We start from the raw sequence: 16,659 nt of genomic DNA on the forward strand, positions 1-16,659 counted from the left end.
ATATATTACTATCTGTCGCCACGAGATACGGCGTCACGGTGAGACACACGAGCCATTAGCTCAGTTGGTAGAGCACCTGACTTTTAATCAGGGTGTCGAAGGTTCAAGTCCTTCATGGCTCACCAGTTTTTCGCGGAAGTGGCTCAGGGGTAGAGCATCGCCTTGCCAAGGCGAGGGTCGTGGGTTCGAATCCCATCTTCCGCTCCATTTTCATCCTTGCAATACATGCGGTCGTGGCGGAATGGCAGACGCGCACGCTTGAGGGGCGTGTGGGGTTTCCCCGTGGAAGTTCGAGTCTTCTCGACCGCACCATGTTTTTGGGGGGTTAGCTCAGTTGGTAGAGCACCTGCCTTGCAAGCAGGGGGTCAGCGGTTCGAATCCGCTACTCTCCACCATTGCCTTTTTAGCTCAGTAGGTAGAGCGCATCCATGGTAAGGATGAGGTCATCGGTTCGATTCCGGTAAAAGGCACCATTTGTTTGGCTCGTTGGAGAAGCGGCTTAACTCATCGCCCTTTCAAGGCGACATTCACGGGTTCGAATCCCGTACGAGTCACCATTTTCATCCTGTTTTGGCTCGGTAGCTCAGTTGGTAGAGCAGTAGACTGAAAATCTACGTGTCGGCGGTTCGATTCCGTCCCGAGCCACCATTGAAACTCTTAAGTGTTCGAGCCTATCAGCACCCTATAGTGTTTCCGAAGCGCCGTGTGCACACACGGCGCTTTTTTGGCATACCGTAGCCCGAAGGAGGTGCTGCGACCATGCCAATCGGAGGAATTAACGTGTTCGCGTTCAAAGTGAACACCGTCGATAAGGGAACCATCAACATCGGGCCGTTGTTCGTACAGGATTGGAACGGCATCAGCAAGCAAAACTTCGGTTCCGGGGAGGCCAACGGCGACGGCAACTTCCAAGCTGCCGGCGCGACGATGATCCAAGACACGGATGGACTTGATACTCCTATCATGAAAAATAGCATCGTGTAACGCAAAAATCGTCGGCCAGCCACCAGGCGCCGACGATTTTTTTAGGGGATCCGTTTTTCAGTTTTCAAAATCATCTGAGTCTCGCGCAATCCGGATCCGTTTCTTCGGCTCTCCACGCCGTTTCAGTCGCGGCAACACAATCTCCAAAATGCCGTTCACGTACCGCGCCTCGATGTTCTCCTCATCGACGGGCTCTGGCAGTGGCACCATCCGTTTAAAGTCCCCCACGAAGCGCTCAGCCAACAGGGTTTGTTCCCGGCTAAATCGGCGGCTGATGTTCCCCGTGACCACGAGTTCGCCGCCTTGGAGGTAGATATCCACCGCTTCCACGCTGCGCAAACCAGGCAATTCAATCTGCACCAGCAACAGCTTCTCCGTGCGAAACACATCCACAGCCGGTTGTGGTTTCGAGGACCGCACGGCGCTGGCTCCTGTGTGTGGCTTGGTTTCCCGCTCCTGTGTCGTCTGTTGTGCTGTGTGCTGCGCGGGTGCCGCTTCCGCACCTGGCATCACCGACAAGATATCATTCCAAAATTCATCACCAAAAAAGCTCCGAGCCTGTGACTCCCAGCGTTTCAGGTCCTTTGGATTCTTCACACCGCCGTTCCTCCTCTCCGCCCCGTGTATTGCTTCCAGCCTATGCATGCACCCTGATGGGCGTTCGCACATACAGTGCAAGGGAGTGAGGCGCGAGGAGAAGGGATGAGAACCGGATGTCTTTCACGATCAACATCTTTAGCATCAAGGTCAACAACGTACAGAATACGGCAGTATTTACCGAGGAGTTAGAGGAAGTTGTAGCGGAATTTGATCGAGGTGATGGTGTCGTTATCGTGGACTTGGACATGTTCAATCAGGTCGTGGAAGAGGGAACGGAGTTCGGTAATGTTCTCAGGATCAATTTTCTTGGACTGATCCAACAAATCGTTAGCATAGGTTTTATGTGTCTCCTGCTTCTGAACTTCCTCCAACTGTCGATACGTAATGTTCATCTGTTCATCAATCAGCTCAATTTTTTGCTTGATTTGTTTCATGACCTCTTTGAACGATTCTTCTGTGTAGAGTTCTTTTTCTAGGGTCATTTCGACTTGGTTTTGGACAAGTTTTTTCTGTCTCGTTTCTAATTCTTTCATGCGATCTAAAAGATGAGAGTCATCGTTTTTACCTTGGGCAGAAGGAATATGAGCTTTTGCTATATAGGCCTCCAATCGTTGTAAGAGCTCTTGGAGTAAGAATTGTTCTAAAGTTTGGCCTCGGATACCGACCGCGTCGCAAGATTCTCTTCCGAAGCGAAATTGTTTGCAACATTTGTAATAGCGGAAATTGTTCCCTTTTCGTTGTTGGCAAACCATATTACTACCACATCTCGCACATTTCACGATGCCGACTAGCGGATACTTGGCCTTGGTCTTATGACTATTATTTGTAGCCCGTTTATTCATGATCTCTTGAGCTTTCCAGAAGGTAAACTCATCAATAATAGGCTCATGCGTGTTTTCCATTGTAATGGGATCATTGGCTTTTGCATGAACTTTTTTCTTTCCGCTCTGATTGTTCTTGTCGTCGTACACCCGAACCAATTTGTTTCTGGTCTTTCCATATACGGTGTGTCCGATATACGCCATATTCGAGAGCGTGTTGAGGATATGGGACTTGTCAAAATCATTGCCACGAGCTGTTTTGAAACCTTTGCTATTCATTCGTTCGGAAATTTTCTGTGTCCCAATCCGTTCATGGACGTACCAATGAAAAATATTTCGCACGGCCTGTGCGGATTGTTCATCTACAACTAGTTTTTTCGTAGTCTTGTCAACAACATAGCCCATAGGGGATTGAATGGCCGCCCATTGACCTTTTCGTACTTTGTTGCGTAAGGAAGTGCTCATGTTGATACTCAGATCATCCGAGAATTTTTGATCCATAACGCCGCCCAATGTGAGGAAAATCTTCGATTCGGGATTATTTGAGTCGTAACCGCCTCCCAGAACAATTTTTAGCCTGACTCCATGTTGTTCTAAGATATTGGGAATCTTGCTGATTTCTTCACCATCACGGGCAATCCGATTTGAGTGTTTTACCATGACCATTCCAATCTTGCTGGTCTTTGCGTCTTGAAGAAGTCGATGCATGTCTTTTCGATCATTAAGCAGGGTAGAGTAGGCACTAATCCCTTCGTCTTTGTACCAGAGGGTAGAGTCGGTGAAGTATTGATCTGAATCCGGCATACGTGCAAGAGCTTCTTCCAGCATCATAAACTGATGCTCAACACTATCGCCCTTGGCTTGTTCTTCACTGGATACACGGGCATAGAATGCCACTGGAATTTTGTTGTTCATGAGAGACCTCCTGTAAATACTGGCGCGTTTTAGTATTGTATATATCCTACCATTAGAGAAAAAGAAAAGACAAGAGCTTACGCGCTCTTGCCATGTTGATCTTCCTTATGCAAATCCACTTGTATCAATTCGATCTCGTGATCTCCGTACTTTTCTTCATGCAAATGGACAAGTTTCTGTAGAATCCATTCGCTCACAGGCGAATCGCCGTATTCGACTTTCAATATTTTCATCCGATCTCTCCTGTATTTGCTACACTATATGTTCCGATCAATTTGTCCTATGGGTATATGTGCCCTCTATGTTGCGGGTGAAGAGGACTGCTTGAAAGATATTAACCCATACGTAACTACACATATACACACAATATAAAGGGCATTACCAATACGCATATTTATAATTTCTTTTTTAGCTGTCGTATGTTGCCTTCCGATACTTCAAGAAGTGTGGCTAAGTCGCGATTCGAAGCGTTTGGCATCTCTTGCAGCAGTCCACGGAATTTCTCCAGTTTAACTCTTGCCTTCTCCTGCCTACTTGCTTGATATTCATCCCTAGTGGGCTTGCCTTCAGCTCTACGTTTCGCTTCTCTGCTTTTGTTGGAGCGGCGATACTTTTCGTCTTTTGAGATGATTGTTGTCATAAATCGCTGTTCTTGATTGGTGATTCGAAGCATTTCAATGATTCGTTGGTTGCTCACGTTCAGCCCAGCACTCGGATAGCCTAACGCTCTAGCTTTTTGGAACTCAGTCTCTGAAATGAAGTTTTTATAGTAGTTCTCCACGCTCTTTGTTGCTCTTACAACTTCGCTGTCAGGAAGTGGGTCAAGAAATTGTGAGTTAAAGTCTAGCGTCTGTCTCAATGCTTCAACGGGGTCAGATACGTAGCAACTATTCCAATAACGATACAGGTAACAGCATTGTTCACGACAGCCATCCATATCTCCATTGCGATTGGCAACTAGGTTGTTCAAATCGAACATTCGATCTCGATGCAACGTCCAGACTGAAAATTTATGGGGATTTTTCTGTGTTCGATTTTGTGAAGAACTGAATTTTGCGCGCTTGTTTCGTGTCACAACTTCCTCTGGAAGATACTCCTCTTTGATCTCATTCAATGTGTAGCGTTCTGAATGTCTGTGTTCCAGATAGACAAGATTCCCGTTTTTGGAATTGACTGAGCCTGCCAGTCGAAATACTCTAGCCGCATCCAGCGAACAAGGATCAGCACCATACTCTTTTAAAATGCTGTAGAAGTATCGTTGGATTCTCTGCCACAGAGGAAGCGAAAAGTTTCTCGTTGGCTCAATAAACCATTGGAGAACCAATCCTCGACCCGAATACGTGATGCAGTTAGGCTCAGGTATTTTGGTTCGAAAGCAGTCCTTTTCTAAGAGCCATACAATATATTGCGGATCGTAGGGATGGAGGACACGATAAAAATCAAGGTCAATGTAGAGAGTTCGTAACTGGCGTAAAGTGTCCACTCGTCTTCGAGGAATGAAGAAACTGTTTTGCGAAATGTAGATGTCGTTGCCTTGCCAATGATCCAAGTTTCTAAGTAGCTCGCTTGGCAATAATGTTTTTTGTTTGAATGTTCCGTTTTCTTTCTTTGCAATGGTTACATATCCGTCAGTTGCATTGTGCAGTAAGTCTAGATGTTGTAGAGCGTTATTGATCAAAAAATTCTTCCTCCATTATTTTTATATTCTTAAATTAGGATCAAACTCATCCTTCTGGTTGCATGTTACCAGAGGTAGTAAGAGAATGTCAATAAAAATTCTTATTTTCACTTTATGATATAAATAAAAATCAGTCAATCTATATTCTTTGTAGAGTTCTCAATTGCAAGGGGAAGTACTCATAAGTTGATTCATATGCCTGTGGCACTCTGTGAGGCTCATACAGGGGTTTTTAGGGGGGCAAGGTATGTTTATAGCCATCTTGAAAAACAGGATGGATATGAGGGGATATCCCCCATAAAACTGTAATTTCATTGGGAAGGCATCAGGAAAAATGTGTCCCAATAAGTCGAGGATTAGCTCCAGTGTGTTGTTTATTGAAGCTCTTCTTGTTGGAGATGGAGGAGTCTTACTTTGGGGGAAATCGTAAAATGCAAAATGACACACCAAATTACTTTAGTCAATACAATCCTGTTTGCGCTTTTCCAATTTGTCCAAGAGCCGATGTTTTTGCCTGTCAGAAGAATGGCGGATCGATTGTCCAACGCAGATAAATATTCTCTTGTTTTTGTTGGCTTGCTTCATTGTCATGTGGTCAGTTTCTTCGTCAATCCTTGGACAACATACGAAATCACATTGGACATAATCGTCGCTTGCGGCCAGTTGGATCGACACGCTTTCTTTGTCGAGGTGGAATTGTGCAGACTATCGCGGCGAAGGAGTGTAGCGGAGAATGTGAGGAAATCCAGCGTTGCAAAGTTACGGATCACAGTAACATGAGTAGTCGAGGCTGTGAATGACAGAATGAGATAAATGGCAGTAGAACACATCAATCTCCTTGATCCTGTTATCTACCGATTCCGATTAAACATGCCATTTTCGGCGGTGAAAATGTACTTTAGGCAAGGAAAATAGGCATTCCCTCGATTGCGTTGAAAATTGCAATTTTAGCATGTCGATTGTGTTCACCATACGAAACTATTCAGACCATCTCAAAAACACTGTACAAGCCAAATACGCGGCGAATAAATTGATTAGGGGAGCCTACAGCAGGCTTCCTTTTTTGTTGTTCGATCCGAATTCAACCACTCGCTGCAAATGCCTTCTACGCCATCTCATAAGTCACAGACGATACGCCAAGCCCGTGCCCTACCTTAACTAGCCCGCCAAGTCTGAGAAGCTGAGACGAGCGTGTAGAAAGCGAAATACAAGACTGAACGAAATACTTACTACATTCAGAATCGCAGTAACGAATTGTATACTTCTTTTGTATAAATCGCTATAATTGAAATGGTCTGTGATTTGATCATTGTTTTACCTTTAAAGACAACTCGTTCATGGAGGGAAATACATGAGTACGATAGAGCATACAGCAAGCGGAACAATTGGGAAAATCCAGATTGGGAGACGTATATCTGAATTGATGCAGGAACGTGGCGATGCGTTCTCAATTCGCGCTTTTTCCGAACGCATCGGTATGAATCGTGAAACGTTTAGAACTATCCTCAAAGGTGAGCGACCAATCACACTTCCTGAGTTAGAGAAAGTTACGAAAGGGCTTCGTATCTCGGAGGAACGTTTGCGCCAGATGGATTCTTACAAACAGCAAAATGAGCTTGAAACCTTGCTAAACGCTAATGAGAGAACAAAAACTATGATGCTTCGTGCCCAAAAAATTGCCAATGAACTTGTAGAGGTTGCTCTGGGGTTGACAGAGCGTTGTGTTTACTTGCTGTACCTTGGTCAAGCGCAATTCTACCTTCAACAATACGATGAAGCGCATAAGTCATGGTTGTCTGCTATGGAATATGCGGAACGAGTGAACAATGAGTATGATGATAGCACCCTTCTATATCACCTTACCTCCTTTTTGCTAATCTCGTTTACGATCCGTAAGGAATATACGAGTATCCAGCAGACTCTGGATGTGGTGGAAGGAGCGTTTGCGGCAGACCCAATGAAAATGGGGTATGCGAATTATGCAAGAATGAAATGGCACGAACACAGAGGTAACATCGACAAGGCAAAGGAATATTCCTATACCGCATTGGGAGATTTCCAGCAAACGAATGACAATTCTCAAATCGGAAAAGCTCATATCAATGTAGCGCATTTTGAGTATCTAACTGGCAACTACCAGAAGTCAAAAGACATGTTGCTCTTAGCAATGAAATACTTGAAGCCTTACGACTATTTCTACCTACTTGCCGTCAAGGATTACGTTAAAGTGTTGTTGCAACTCAACGAGAATGAATTAGCAAGTCAGGTAATTTTGGCAAATTCCGATCTCGCAAATGAGTACCCAGATTTCAAGGGAATGTTTCAGGTCATGTTCTCAGTAGCACAAGATGACCCATCGTTCGCAATATCTGTGAGTGAGGATTTAAACATGAGTCAGTGGATTCGTAACATAGCATGTAAATCACTTATGGATTACTACACTTCTAAGGGTGACGCTGTTTCTCTTATGCGTTACTATGAACAAGTAAGAACGTTATCCACCAAGAAGAATGAATTTTTTGAGGAGGGATTCTAAGTGAAGAAACTGTTTGCACTAGGTATGGCGGTAGCAGTCATGGTTTCCGTATTCACCCTTAACGCAAGCAATTCCAGTAAAGTAGCTTCAACCGCTCCACCTGATCCTAAATTAAGCATCGTAATACTACATTAGTCAAAATCGCCATCCCCTCGAATAATCATTTTCGAGGGCTTTTTGTCATTTTGAAATTTGACATCATTATATGATACTTACGCTACGGCATACAAACATTGGAAAAACCATCCCAAGATCAATGGGATGGTTTATTGTGTTTATAGGAAATAACACAAACACGGAGGTGGTTAATGTGGAAATCCAAGAATCCGTGGAGACTGCTTATGAACACATGGAAAACAAGAAATTCACCCTTGCAGTCATCCATCTAGAAACTGCGATCCAGTCGCAAGAGTTCAACACGTCTGATATGAAGCATCTGATTTACCACAGCTTAGGCGTTTGCTACTTGGAGCTGAAGGCATTCGATGATGCGATCAGCGCATTTCAAGCCAGTCTAAACTTTGCCCCCAAACCAATCGAAACAGCAGATTACGTCACCCTGTCCGACACGCACCACTTTATTTCAAGGGCATACGAGGAGAAGTCTGCATTCGGTAGGAATCTCCTCCCGTTCGTTGGAGGCAATCTGGTGTGTCATTAGACCTAGCCGAAACAGTTGGGGAACGATTGCAGCGACTACGTGAAGAAAAGGGTCTGGACGTAGATCAAGTCTCGTCAGGGCTTATCAGTCCTGAAATGCTCCTGCTTGTTGAGAATAATATGGGCTACCCTTCCAAGAGGGTATTGGCAACGCTGGCAACTCGTCTAGGAGTTACGGTTGACTACTTCCATGAGACCGCAAACAAGATGCGGAAGCGTCGAGTTTGGGAGCAGATCGGCAACTCCATTATCATCGAAGGTCGCAAAGGTATTCTGTTTCAACATACGTACTTCCCTCGTCAATGGTTATTTGGCGGTGACATTGTGCTTGCGGATACGATGAATGAAGCCGTTAGTAAGCTGTCACAACATGCTAGGCTAATGGACTTCTTTGCGAAAACCGACTACTGGTTGCCTGTTGACTGGAAAGCCATCGAGAAACGACATTTGCCATCATTACGCATGAAGGGTACAGGTGACAAGATTTACAAGCACAGGCTGGAAATCGACTTGTGGCGGTGGAACGATTTTGTATGCTACGCCCTGACCTATGAAGAATGGTATCAAACAGTGATGCGGGAGCTAGTCGCCAAACTGCGGAGTCTTGCATGAGACAGCCAAAGACTAAAACTTATGCAATTCTCATGAATGGTGTTGAACGCTTCCAGATCGAAGCAATCGGACAATTCACCGCGATCCACAAGGCGTTGGACGATCCTCGTTTTCATGCATTCCGCAAACAGCAACCAAACGTCTGCTTCATGGTAACAGCAGTAGAAGTGCCTTCGGCCACTGGGGAGGTAGCAACATGACTATCACAACAAATTGCCAAACGCTGTACCTGTTCTCCGTTTTCATCGACGGTGAATTAGTATGTCAGGTACATGCAGAGAACCAAATTCTTGCAGTCTGGAAAGCTAAACGGACAGACGAATTTGTTGAAGCAGTTGAGAAGTTTACCGACACGACATATGTAGTCACAGCTTGTCGAACGATGGAATCATGATATGAGTCTAACAACGGAATGGGATCAACCTGAATTGCACCGCTTCAATGTTTTGATTGATGGTGTAGAAGTGTGTCAGGTACATGCAATCAATAAGGCACATGCAGAATATCTCTCCGAGTCTAAAACTGAGTTCCAAGATGCAATCAGCGGAAAAAAGAAATACGCTTTACAGGTTCGTATGGCAAATGACTAGGAGGTGATGCCTGGAATCAAAGTAGGCTATGTGTATTGTTGGGGGAGCAACTAGACAGAGAGATGCTACACGGATGGTTAAGGACGGTTGTGGTGTGACACAGAGACGGATACACGGAACTTTGCTTCATTGGATCGAAACAGTTTTACAACGCATTCTGGCGACTCTCTAGGGAAGGGTCGCTTTTTTGTTGTCTTTGAGTAATTGATGGGGTCGGCCTCAAAGGTTTCTCTTGTAGATCGGCAAATCAAAGCTGTCCAATCAAACCCTACGGGATCATATAGATGGAATTACTTATAAGCATTGGTGTATATAGAGTATAGAAGTATTTTTATAAAAAGTCATAGATGACACTTTATAAAATCCTTTCCATCGTCTATAATAGAGATAGAAACTTATCGGATGGGGGAAGCAAAATGGAAGAAGTGTTCGGCTACGTTCGTGTTAGTACAGAGACACAGGTGAAAAGTGGTTATGGTGCTGATTCACAGGAACAGGCAATTCGTGAATGGTGTAAGGCGAACAACAAGAAGCTCGTTAAGATTTTCTACGATCTTGGGGAAAGTGGAACGGTGGTAAATCGTGAAGGACTTACCGATCTGCTGGTTAGCTTCAACGGCGTGAGGAGGGTTGTTGTCCTGAATACCTCCCGTTTGTGGCGTAGTGACACGGCAAAGGTGCTAATCAAACGAGAGATAGAGAAGATGGGTGCTGACGTTATCAGTATCGAACAACCGACCTACAGCGTGTTCACCCGTGATCCCCACGACTTTCTTATGCAAGGCTTCCAAGAGCTTCTGGATGCCTACGACAGAATGAGCACCAATATGAAGCTGGCGAAGGGACGAAAGACGAAAGCTAAGAGCGGCGTTAAGGCTTGTGGGGAGGCTCCAATCGGGTACAAGTGGCAACATGACGGGGTTGATAAGCCAATCGTTGTAGTTGAACCTGATGCGGTTCATATCGTGACTACGATTTTCAAGAAGTACTTGGAGCTGGGTAGCGTAGGGAAGGTTCGTAAGTTCCTGAACGAACAGGGATTCAAAACGAATCGCGGCAAAGACTTTAGCGACATGTCAGTCCTCAATATCTTGAAAAACGACTTCTATGTTGGGAAAGTCAGATGGAATGATATGGAGCAGGATGGGCAACATGAGCCGGTCATTAGCAAGATTACGTTTGGAAAAGTTCAGGCACAGTTGCAACGCCAGAATAAAAGAAGTAATGAGAGCTAGAGCCGCCTAGAAGGTGGCTTTTTTGCATAGGGGGGTGGGTAAACATCTGTTACCCTGAACGACTCTCGCTACAGGCCAAGAGCACATCCAGCCTTCCACCCTATGAAAATTCTAGATACCGATTGATATTGAAAGACAAAATCCTAGAAAATGAACATTTTAAAAAGATACATAAAAAGATATAATGGTAAGAGAAGTATTCATTATGATATTCTAGAAATAACTTATGAAACGCGAATCTGGTCTTTGAAAAATCACGGAGGTGGTATTTATGTTCCCACAAAAAATACAACAAATCAAAAGGTGTTTCTCGATGATTAATAGTCCTATAGCAATGGAAGCAGTGAAATGTTGCGATGAACTCATAGAAAGCCCTTCATTGGAGAAGATTAAATTACTTTACGATTTTTCTCGTCTTGTATTCGGTGTAGTACCTTTGGACAGATACAATTTTCTTGAAACTATCGTAACCCTAATATCTGGGATTATATTGGAATCAATAGATGTAATTCAAACAACTACAGAAGAGAAGATAGAATTATTTACAAATATGATGAATATAAATTCGATGATGGCAAGGGCTTTGTCGACACTGGGGTTATTTGGACAATCTTGGAATTATCAAATGTTAGCATTTGATCCGTTGTGGAAAGGAGAGAGAGAGATTGATTATGGCGAAACAACGGGCATGTGGGTAATCGCCATAAAACAGGGGGTTTTTGATATTAATTTGCAAATCGTGGAAAGTTTATCTAATTTTTTTTATTTAAGCAGACATATGGGGCACAACTTCGAATTCTGTCACCAGTTGTTTGATTTTATGTCACCATATATCAATTTGGGCAACGAAAAAGCGGCCGAAGAGGAAGTTGAATGTGTCTGCTATTACGGTGGCATTCTAGCTATGTTTCCAAAAGAACCAACTTTGACAAAAATTTGCATCGCATTGAAAGATCAATTTCAAATTGAATATTATCGGAACCCTCAGCTTAGCGTTCGAATTGCTGAAACTCTAGCAACACGATTTGGAGAAGTCGCAGGTGAGGATATAATTTATTGGGCAAGAGTGGCGCAGAATGTTCCAAGCGTAAGATTAGAACCTAACCAAAAAGCTAGCCTGATGCTCAATGAGCTTTTACATGATAAACCTCTTCGATTACAAGCAATAAAAGAGTGTATCCTATCATTTCTCAATTCCTTGGACGAGCAAATATCCGATTTATTAATTAATAATTTACAAAGACAAAGATTGAGTCAATTGATTAACCGTGTTATCAGTGTTGCTTACCACCAGGGTGAATATTCATTTATCGTACAGATGGCATTTATGTGGCGAACTAGCAGATTCGGTATTGAATTTCAAATACCACGAGAAGAGGTACTTTTAGTGGTCATACCTAATATTATGAGAGGATCCGTTGTTTATCTAATTTGGGATAACGGATTCGTGAAAATTGTTACAACTGAGAATTCGTTGTCACTTGAGGAACTTTATCAATCCAGGTCTGAGTTTGACGGATCATGGACTGTAGTCTTAGATCAACAAGCGTCACAGTCCCCACCTTCTCCTTTAAGACACCCTAATTATGAAGGGTCTGAAACGTATGAAGCATCTCTGAAATTATTTTATTGCCCAGGGGTTATCGCCACTGAGCTTGAAAAGATAAATAAACCTGTGCGACTATTAGAAACATCTTGGATGAATATGCCTTTAGGTGCATTGATAGGTTTACAAACTGATCTCTCAATCGCAACTTTTATAAACCCTACAAATACCGTTTCTTATTCGGATATCAAAAGAGTTGTGTTGTGGTGTGATCCAACAGAAGACCTTTATTATGCTAATCTTGAAAAAGATTCTGTAGAGAAAATTTTCACTAAACACGGCATAGAAGTGGAGGTATTTTCTGGAGAAGCATGCACTCCTGAACTATTCCTTGAGAAATACAAGGATCCAAATATTGATTTGATATGGACAATGTGTCATGCAAGCTTTAATGCAGATGATCCAACTGAATCTTTGTTGGTTGTTTCCAAAGAAAATGGAATAAGCTTGGGTCGAATTCTTGATTGTAAACCTGATCGAGATCAGAAACGTTTGTTGGTGTTAAACTCGTGTGAGAGTGGTATGTCTGGACAAAGGTCTGACGCAATGGGACTTATTGGTTTTGGGCCTAGTTTATCTAACGAACAACAATCTGTTATAGGTCATTTATGGACGGTTGACTCGTTTGGGGCAACTATTTTGGGAATATTGTTATCCATACATCTTTTGGGGTCGCCATCCTGGGGGCACGCATTAAATCGAGCTATTAAAGACATGTCAAAAGGAAATTGTCATGTACAAGAAATCCTAAAAATCCATCTCGACCATGATGCAGATGTAATTCGACTATTAAACAATTATCCTATTGATAAACTAGGGTATTGGGGTTCAGTGGCACTCTATGAATAGAGTTTGACCGGGTATTTCTATATATGGGCGATTCTCATATAGAGGTAGCGATTGGAACCTAAGAAGAAGTTCACAAAGAGATACAAATTGAAATGCTTATGGAATTTGATTTATTAGTAAATAAAATACTCAATTTATGCGAAACCGTGTCCCTCTCTGGATGCGGTTTTTTGTTAGAAGAGGTAGTGTAAATACTGCCGTATCCTACGTCGAGAATGCCTCCGCGTTGAATGTCGGGCAAAACCTGCTCAACGACTGGAAAAACCATGCCAAATACAACCAAGGCTTTGGGCAAGTGATAGGCGATGCCAACAAACAAAAAGCGATGAAAACCCGCGTCGATGACCCCGACATGTTCGACGCTCCAATTCGTGACACATCTGTGACGCAGCTGCCGTCACTATTGAGGTGAGCCCATCATGCAGATCCAACTCGGAAACCTGAAAGTCAATACCGTCGACCGCTCCTTTGTCAACATCGGACCTTCCGTAAAAGTGCGCTTGCGAGCCAGCGCACGGATCAACCAAGGCCAAGGCGAGATCGTCGGGGACCACAACGTATCGCAAGGTATGCACCTCGTCAACGACCGCGATGTCGTGGACACCGCCTATTGGAGCAAGCGCGTGCAGGTGAGGCGCGGATGAAAGTGATTTTTGATGTCAAATGCATTCGTGTCACCAGCATGGACAACGCGGTCATCAACGTCGGCAAGAACTGGAACGTCACCCAAAAAGGCAAAGGCAAGGGGGCGCGTGACCATGTGGAGCGTCTGGGATGTCATCCGGCAACTGGAGAGCCGCATCCGAGCGCTGGAGATCGAGAATATCGAGCTGCGCCGGGTCGTGCAAGAGGTTCAGGCGAAGTCGAAGCGTCCGCTGCGAGTGAAAAAGCTGGTCTACCACGTACACACCCTGCACATTGAGGAGATGAGCGGCACGCTGAACATCGGCTTGAACGGCTCGTTGCAGGAGGAGGAGATGGAAGAGATCGAGTTGGAGATGCACAACCAGCAGGATTGAAAAACGGCCCTGTCGTCGTGACGATGGCCGTTTTTTTTGCGCCTGCTCCGTACTTGTCCGTATCGATCAGACACCCACTTGCATTCGATACTTGTATGAACAACAAGGAGGTGCAAGCAAACATGCCAACCAGCATCACCACCACGAATCGTCAAGTCAGCGTCACCGGACAAAACTTGACGCAAATCAACATCTCGCGTGGCGGTTCGGTCAACCAATCGGCGACTCAGATCTCCGTCACCCGTCAGAGCAACAACCAACTGATCATCATCGGAGGTCGTGGGACGGGCTCCCACAGTGGCCCGAGCTCCATCTCTCGCCACACGGACATCGTGGCGATCGCGTTCCGTCGTCGTAGCAATGGGCAACGTGTCATCGATGGGTTCACGATCATTGGCCGTGCCAATCCGTGCCGTCGCTTCTTGCGTTTCAACCGCCCGCTCCGCCCGGCAGTCGTCTGCCTGTTGGACAACGGTTTCCGTCTCGTCGCTGCTCGCAACGGAATTCTGGTCTTTGTGCGCCACCGCTAACCGCATCGATCTGAAAAAAACGCCTTCGAGGTTGCACTCGGAGGTGTTTTTTCTTATTTTGTAGCAGGGCAAAACTTACCTTGTGACGAACACTATAAATGAACGCGTTTTCAGATGAGATACACCTACCGTCCCTTTGTTTGGGTGGGTAGCAGATAGAAGGAGGTACTCCCATTGGCAATCAATAAGGTTTACCAAAGTGCGATGGACGCCATCGCCGACATCCAGGACGGCGCGACCCTCATGGTCGGCGGCTTCGGCCTTTGCGGCATCCCGGAAAACCTCATCCTGGCGCTGCGTGACAAGGGTGTCAAGGATCTCACCGTCATCTCCAACAATTGTGGCGTCGACGACTGGGGCCTCGGTTTGCTCTTGCAAAACCGTCAGATCAAGAAAATGATCTCCTCCTACGTGGGCGAGAACAAAGAATTCGAGCGTCAGTTCCTCTCCGGCGAGTTGGAAGTTGAACTCGTACCGCAAGGGACGCTCGCTGAGCGTTGCCGTGCGGGCGGTGCTGGGATTCCGGCGTTCTTCACCCCGGCGGGCGTCGGTACCCCGGTGGCAGAAGGCAAGGAGAGCCGTGTGATCGATGGCAAGGAATACATCCTTGAACATGCGCTCCGAGCGGACTTCTCGTTGGTCAAAGCGTTCCGTTCGGATGTGATGGGCAACCTGATCTATCGCAAGACCACCCAAAACTTCAACCCGATGATGGCAACTGCGGGTGTGATCACGATCGCGGAAGTCGAAGAGATCGTCGCTGTCGGCGAACTCGACCCGGACTTCATCCACACGCCAAGCGTCTACGTACAGCGTGTCGTGCAAGGTGCGTTCGAGAAGCGTATCGAGCGCCGCACTGTGCGCCAAGGCTAATCAAACGGGAGAAGAAAGGGGATATTACGCAATGGCATTGACTCGTGACCAGATCGTACAACGAGCTGCACAAGAAATCCAAGACGGCTTTTACGTCAACCTGGGGATCGGCATCCCGACCTTGGTGGCGAACCATATTCCGGAGGGGCTGGACGTTGTCCTCCAATCCGAAAACGGACTGCTCGGCATCGGCCCCTACCCGACCGATGTTGAAATGGACGCAGACCTGATCAACGCAGGCAAGGAAACCGTCACGGCGATTCCGGGCGCGGTGTATTTCTCCTCGGCCGAATCGTTTGGCATGATCCGTGGTGGGCACATCGACATCGCGATCCTTGGGGCGATGGAAGTGTCCGAATCCGGCGACCTCGCGAACTGGATGATCCCAGGCAAGATGGTCAAAGGCATGGGGGGCGCGATGGACCTCGTACACGGCGCGAAACGCGTGATCGTGACGATGGATCACACCAACAAGCATGGGGAAGCGAAGATCCTCAAGCAGTGTGCTTTGCCGCTGACCGGCAAGCAAGTTGTACACCGCATCATCACCGATTTGGCGGTGTTGGATGTGACCGATGCAGGGCTCGTGCTGCGTGAGCTCGCACCGGGGCATACGGCGGAGGAGATCCAAGCCAAGACCGAACCGACGTTGATCATCCCGGCAGAGGGTGTCAAGGAGATCGCGGTCTAAGCGTTGTTGGAGGGGTTATGAAAAAGCACCTGAACCGTTGACGGTACAGGTGCTTTTTTCTAAGTCGATTATTTTTGCGAAACTACTTGCGCGGAGCTGACAAAGGTGGTATATTAGTTCTTGTCGCCGAGAGCTTCTCGCTGACAGCGGTTAAGTTTCTTTCTCATAAAGTGTTACTCTCATGACGAGTAGTGCGAGAGCCATTAGCTCAGTTGGTAGAGCACCTGACTTTTAATCAGGGTGTCGAAGGTTCAAGTCCTTCATGGCTCACCAGTTTTTCGCGGAAGTGGCTCAGGGGTAGAGCATCGCCTTGCCAAGGCGAGGGTCGTGGGTTCGAATCCCATCTTCCGCTCCATTTTCATCCTTGCAATACATGCGGTCGTGGCGGAATGGCAGACGCGCACGCTTGAGGGGCGTGTGGGGTTTCCCCGTGGAAGTTCGAGTCTTCTCGACCGCACCA

Annotated in this window: 19 protein-coding genes and 10 tRNA genes; 25 read left to right on the plus strand and 4 right to left on the minus strand. The window is 45.8% G+C overall.

The window, feature by feature from the left end; translation table 11 throughout:
- Positions 1–49 precede the first annotated feature (49 nt).
- The 8 genes from C7459_RS16670 (at position 50) to C7459_RS16705 (ending at position 984) form a co-directional block, all read left to right on the plus strand.
- A tRNA-Lys gene (locus C7459_RS16670) sits at positions 50–125 on the plus strand.
- A 7-nt stretch (positions 126–132) separates the two neighbouring features.
- Positions 133–207 (plus strand) — tRNA-Gly (locus C7459_RS16675).
- A gap of 20 nt (positions 208–227) precedes the next feature.
- Positions 228–312, plus strand: a tRNA-Leu gene (locus tag C7459_RS16680).
- A gap of 7 nt (positions 313–319) precedes the next feature.
- A tRNA-Ala gene (locus tag C7459_RS16685) sits at positions 320–395 on the plus strand.
- A 2-nt stretch (positions 396–397) separates the two neighbouring features.
- Positions 398–473: transfer RNA gene (locus tag C7459_RS16690), tRNA-Thr, on the plus strand.
- Positions 474–480: 7 nt separating this feature from the next.
- Positions 481–557: transfer RNA gene (locus C7459_RS16695), tRNA-Glu, on the plus strand.
- 15 nt (positions 558–572) lie between these two features.
- Positions 573–648, plus strand: a tRNA-Phe gene (locus C7459_RS16700).
- A gap of 111 nt (positions 649–759) precedes the next feature.
- On the plus strand, positions 760–984 hold the full coding sequence (locus tag C7459_RS16705) for a hypothetical protein (protein WP_109690423.1): 225 nt from the start codon (positions 760–762) through the stop codon (positions 982–984).
- A 57-nt stretch (positions 985–1,041) separates the two neighbouring features.
- On the opposite strand, the gene C7459_RS16710 is transcribed toward C7459_RS16705, so the two are convergent.
- The 4 genes from C7459_RS16710 to C7459_RS16720 form a co-directional block, all read right to left on the minus strand.
- The gene (locus C7459_RS16710; protein WP_170119511.1) at positions 1,042–1,581 is read right to left on the minus strand and encodes an Hsp20/alpha crystallin family protein; all 540 of its coding nucleotides are present in this window, start codon (positions 1,579–1,581) and stop codon (positions 1,042–1,044) included.
- Between the two features lie 188 nt (positions 1,582–1,769).
- Positions 1,770–3,320: a recombinase family protein gene (locus C7459_RS16715; RefSeq protein WP_109690425.1), complete on the minus strand. Its 1,551-nt coding sequence runs from the start codon at positions 3,318–3,320 to the stop codon at positions 1,770–1,772.
- 77 nt (positions 3,321–3,397) lie between these two features.
- A complete protein-coding gene (locus C7459_RS23435; RefSeq protein WP_170119512.1) occupies positions 3,398–3,553 on the minus strand; it encodes a hypothetical protein in 156 nt (51 codons plus the stop codon).
- A gap of 161 nt (positions 3,554–3,714) precedes the next feature.
- The gene (locus C7459_RS16720) at positions 3,715–4,998 is read right to left on the minus strand and encodes a replication protein (protein ID WP_109690426.1); all 1,284 of its coding nucleotides are present in this window, start codon (positions 4,996–4,998) and stop codon (positions 3,715–3,717) included.
- 1,351 nt (positions 4,999–6,349) lie between these two features.
- On the opposite strand from C7459_RS16720, the gene C7459_RS16730 reads away from it, so the two are divergent.
- From C7459_RS16730 to C7459_RS16810, 17 genes are all read left to right on the plus strand, one after another.
- A complete protein-coding gene (locus C7459_RS16730) occupies positions 6,350–7,534 on the plus strand; it encodes a helix-turn-helix domain-containing protein (RefSeq protein ID WP_109690428.1) in 1,185 nt (394 codons plus the stop codon).
- Between the two features lie 310 nt (positions 7,535–7,844).
- Positions 7,845–8,195: a tetratricopeptide repeat protein gene (locus tag C7459_RS16735; RefSeq protein ID WP_109690429.1), complete on the plus strand. Its 351-nt coding sequence runs from the start codon at positions 7,845–7,847 to the stop codon at positions 8,193–8,195.
- Positions 8,186–8,806, plus strand: coding sequence for a helix-turn-helix domain-containing protein (locus C7459_RS16740; RefSeq protein WP_109690430.1), 621 nt, complete (start codon positions 8,186–8,188; stop codon positions 8,804–8,806). The genes C7459_RS16735 and C7459_RS16740 overlap by 10 nt, the downstream gene beginning before the upstream one ends.
- Positions 8,803–9,006 (plus strand): hypothetical protein, encoded by a 204-nt coding sequence (locus C7459_RS23710; protein ID WP_109690431.1) that lies wholly within the window; start codon positions 8,803–8,805, stop codon positions 9,004–9,006. Before C7459_RS16740 ends, C7459_RS23710 begins: the two co-directional genes overlap by 4 nt.
- A complete protein-coding gene (locus tag C7459_RS16750) occupies positions 9,003–9,200 on the plus strand; it encodes a hypothetical protein (RefSeq protein WP_109690432.1) in 198 nt (65 codons plus the stop codon). The genes C7459_RS23710 and C7459_RS16750 overlap by 4 nt, the downstream gene beginning before the upstream one ends.
- 1 nt (position 9,201) lies before the next feature.
- Positions 9,202–9,396, plus strand: a complete 195-nt coding sequence (locus C7459_RS16755) for a hypothetical protein (protein WP_109690433.1) — start codon at positions 9,202–9,204, stop codon at positions 9,394–9,396.
- A 416-nt stretch (positions 9,397–9,812) separates the two neighbouring features.
- A complete protein-coding gene (locus C7459_RS16760; RefSeq protein ID WP_170119513.1) occupies positions 9,813–10,631 on the plus strand; it encodes a recombinase family protein in 819 nt (272 codons plus the stop codon).
- A gap of 271 nt (positions 10,632–10,902) precedes the next feature.
- Complete coding sequence (locus C7459_RS16765) at positions 10,903–13,086, plus strand: CHAT domain-containing protein (RefSeq protein WP_109690435.1); 2,184 nt, start codon at positions 10,903–10,905, stop codon at positions 13,084–13,086.
- Between the two features lie 160 nt (positions 13,087–13,246).
- Positions 13,247–13,498: a hypothetical protein gene (locus tag C7459_RS16770; protein ID WP_109690454.1), complete on the plus strand. Its 252-nt coding sequence runs from the start codon at positions 13,247–13,249 to the stop codon at positions 13,496–13,498.
- 7 nt (positions 13,499–13,505) lie between these two features.
- The gene (locus C7459_RS16775) at positions 13,506–13,730 is read left to right on the plus strand and encodes a hypothetical protein (protein ID WP_109690436.1); all 225 of its coding nucleotides are present in this window, start codon (positions 13,506–13,508) and stop codon (positions 13,728–13,730) included.
- 114 nt (positions 13,731–13,844) lie between these two features.
- On the plus strand, positions 13,845–14,105 hold the full coding sequence (gerPC, locus tag C7459_RS16780; protein ID WP_170119514.1) for a spore germination protein GerPC: 261 nt from the start codon (positions 13,845–13,847) through the stop codon (positions 14,103–14,105).
- 122 nt (positions 14,106–14,227) lie between these two features.
- Positions 14,228–14,635 (plus strand): hypothetical protein, encoded by a 408-nt coding sequence (locus C7459_RS16785; protein WP_109690438.1) that lies wholly within the window; start codon positions 14,228–14,230, stop codon positions 14,633–14,635.
- Between the two features lie 180 nt (positions 14,636–14,815).
- Positions 14,816–15,508: a CoA transferase subunit A gene (locus C7459_RS16790; protein WP_109690455.1), complete on the plus strand. Its 693-nt coding sequence runs from the start codon at positions 14,816–14,818 to the stop codon at positions 15,506–15,508.
- A 31-nt stretch (positions 15,509–15,539) separates the two neighbouring features.
- Positions 15,540–16,199, plus strand: a complete 660-nt coding sequence (locus tag C7459_RS16795) for a CoA transferase subunit B (RefSeq protein WP_109690439.1) — start codon at positions 15,540–15,542, stop codon at positions 16,197–16,199.
- 197 nt (positions 16,200–16,396) lie between these two features.
- A tRNA-Lys gene (locus C7459_RS16800) sits at positions 16,397–16,472 on the plus strand.
- Positions 16,473–16,479: 7 nt separating this feature from the next.
- Positions 16,480–16,554 (plus strand) — tRNA-Gly (locus C7459_RS16805).
- A 20-nt stretch (positions 16,555–16,574) separates the two neighbouring features.
- Positions 16,575–16,659, plus strand: a tRNA-Leu gene (locus C7459_RS16810).

Source organism: Tumebacillus permanentifrigoris, from assembly GCF_003148565.1.
In the GTDB taxonomy this organism is placed as follows: Bacteria; Bacillota; Bacilli; order Tumebacillales; family Tumebacillaceae; genus Tumebacillus; species Tumebacillus permanentifrigoris.

What these genes read in the sequence shown, in the direction of transcription:
- C7459_RS16705 (WP_109690423.1), top strand. Translation starts at nt 760, where the DNA reads ATGCCAATCGGAGGAATTAACGTGTTCGCGTTCAAAGTGAACACCGTC.
- C7459_RS16715 (WP_109690425.1), bottom strand. Translation starts at nt 3,320, where the DNA reads ATGAACAACAAAATTCCAGTGGCATTCTATGCCCGTGTATCCAGTGAA.
- C7459_RS23435 (WP_170119512.1), bottom strand. Translation starts at nt 3,553, where the DNA reads ATGAAAATATTGAAAGTCGAATACGGCGATTCGCCTGTGAGCGAATGG.
- C7459_RS16730 (WP_109690428.1), top strand. Translation starts at nt 6,350, where the DNA reads ATGAGTACGATAGAGCATACAGCAAGCGGAACAATTGGGAAAATCCAG.
- C7459_RS23710 (WP_109690431.1), top strand. Translation starts at nt 8,803, where the DNA reads ATGAGACAGCCAAAGACTAAAACTTATGCAATTCTCATGAATGGTGTT.
- C7459_RS16750 (WP_109690432.1), top strand. Translation starts at nt 9,003, where the DNA reads ATGACTATCACAACAAATTGCCAAACGCTGTACCTGTTCTCCGTTTTC.
- C7459_RS16755 (WP_109690433.1), top strand. Translation starts at nt 9,202, where the DNA reads ATGAGTCTAACAACGGAATGGGATCAACCTGAATTGCACCGCTTCAAT.
- C7459_RS16760 (WP_170119513.1), top strand. Translation starts at nt 9,813, where the DNA reads ATGGAAGAAGTGTTCGGCTACGTTCGTGTTAGTACAGAGACACAGGTG.
- C7459_RS16765 (WP_109690435.1), top strand. Translation starts at nt 10,903, where the DNA reads ATGTTCCCACAAAAAATACAACAAATCAAAAGGTGTTTCTCGATGATT.
- C7459_RS16770 (WP_109690454.1), top strand. Translation starts at nt 13,247, where the DNA reads ATGCGGTTTTTTGTTAGAAGAGGTAGTGTAAATACTGCCGTATCCTAC.
- C7459_RS16775 (WP_109690436.1), top strand. Translation starts at nt 13,506, where the DNA reads ATGCAGATCCAACTCGGAAACCTGAAAGTCAATACCGTCGACCGCTCC.
- gerPC (WP_170119514.1), top strand. Translation starts at nt 13,845, where the DNA reads ATGTGGAGCGTCTGGGATGTCATCCGGCAACTGGAGAGCCGCATCCGA.
- C7459_RS16785 (WP_109690438.1), top strand. Translation starts at nt 14,228, where the DNA reads ATGCCAACCAGCATCACCACCACGAATCGTCAAGTCAGCGTCACCGGA.
- C7459_RS16795 (WP_109690439.1), top strand. Translation starts at nt 15,540, where the DNA reads ATGGCATTGACTCGTGACCAGATCGTACAACGAGCTGCACAAGAAATC.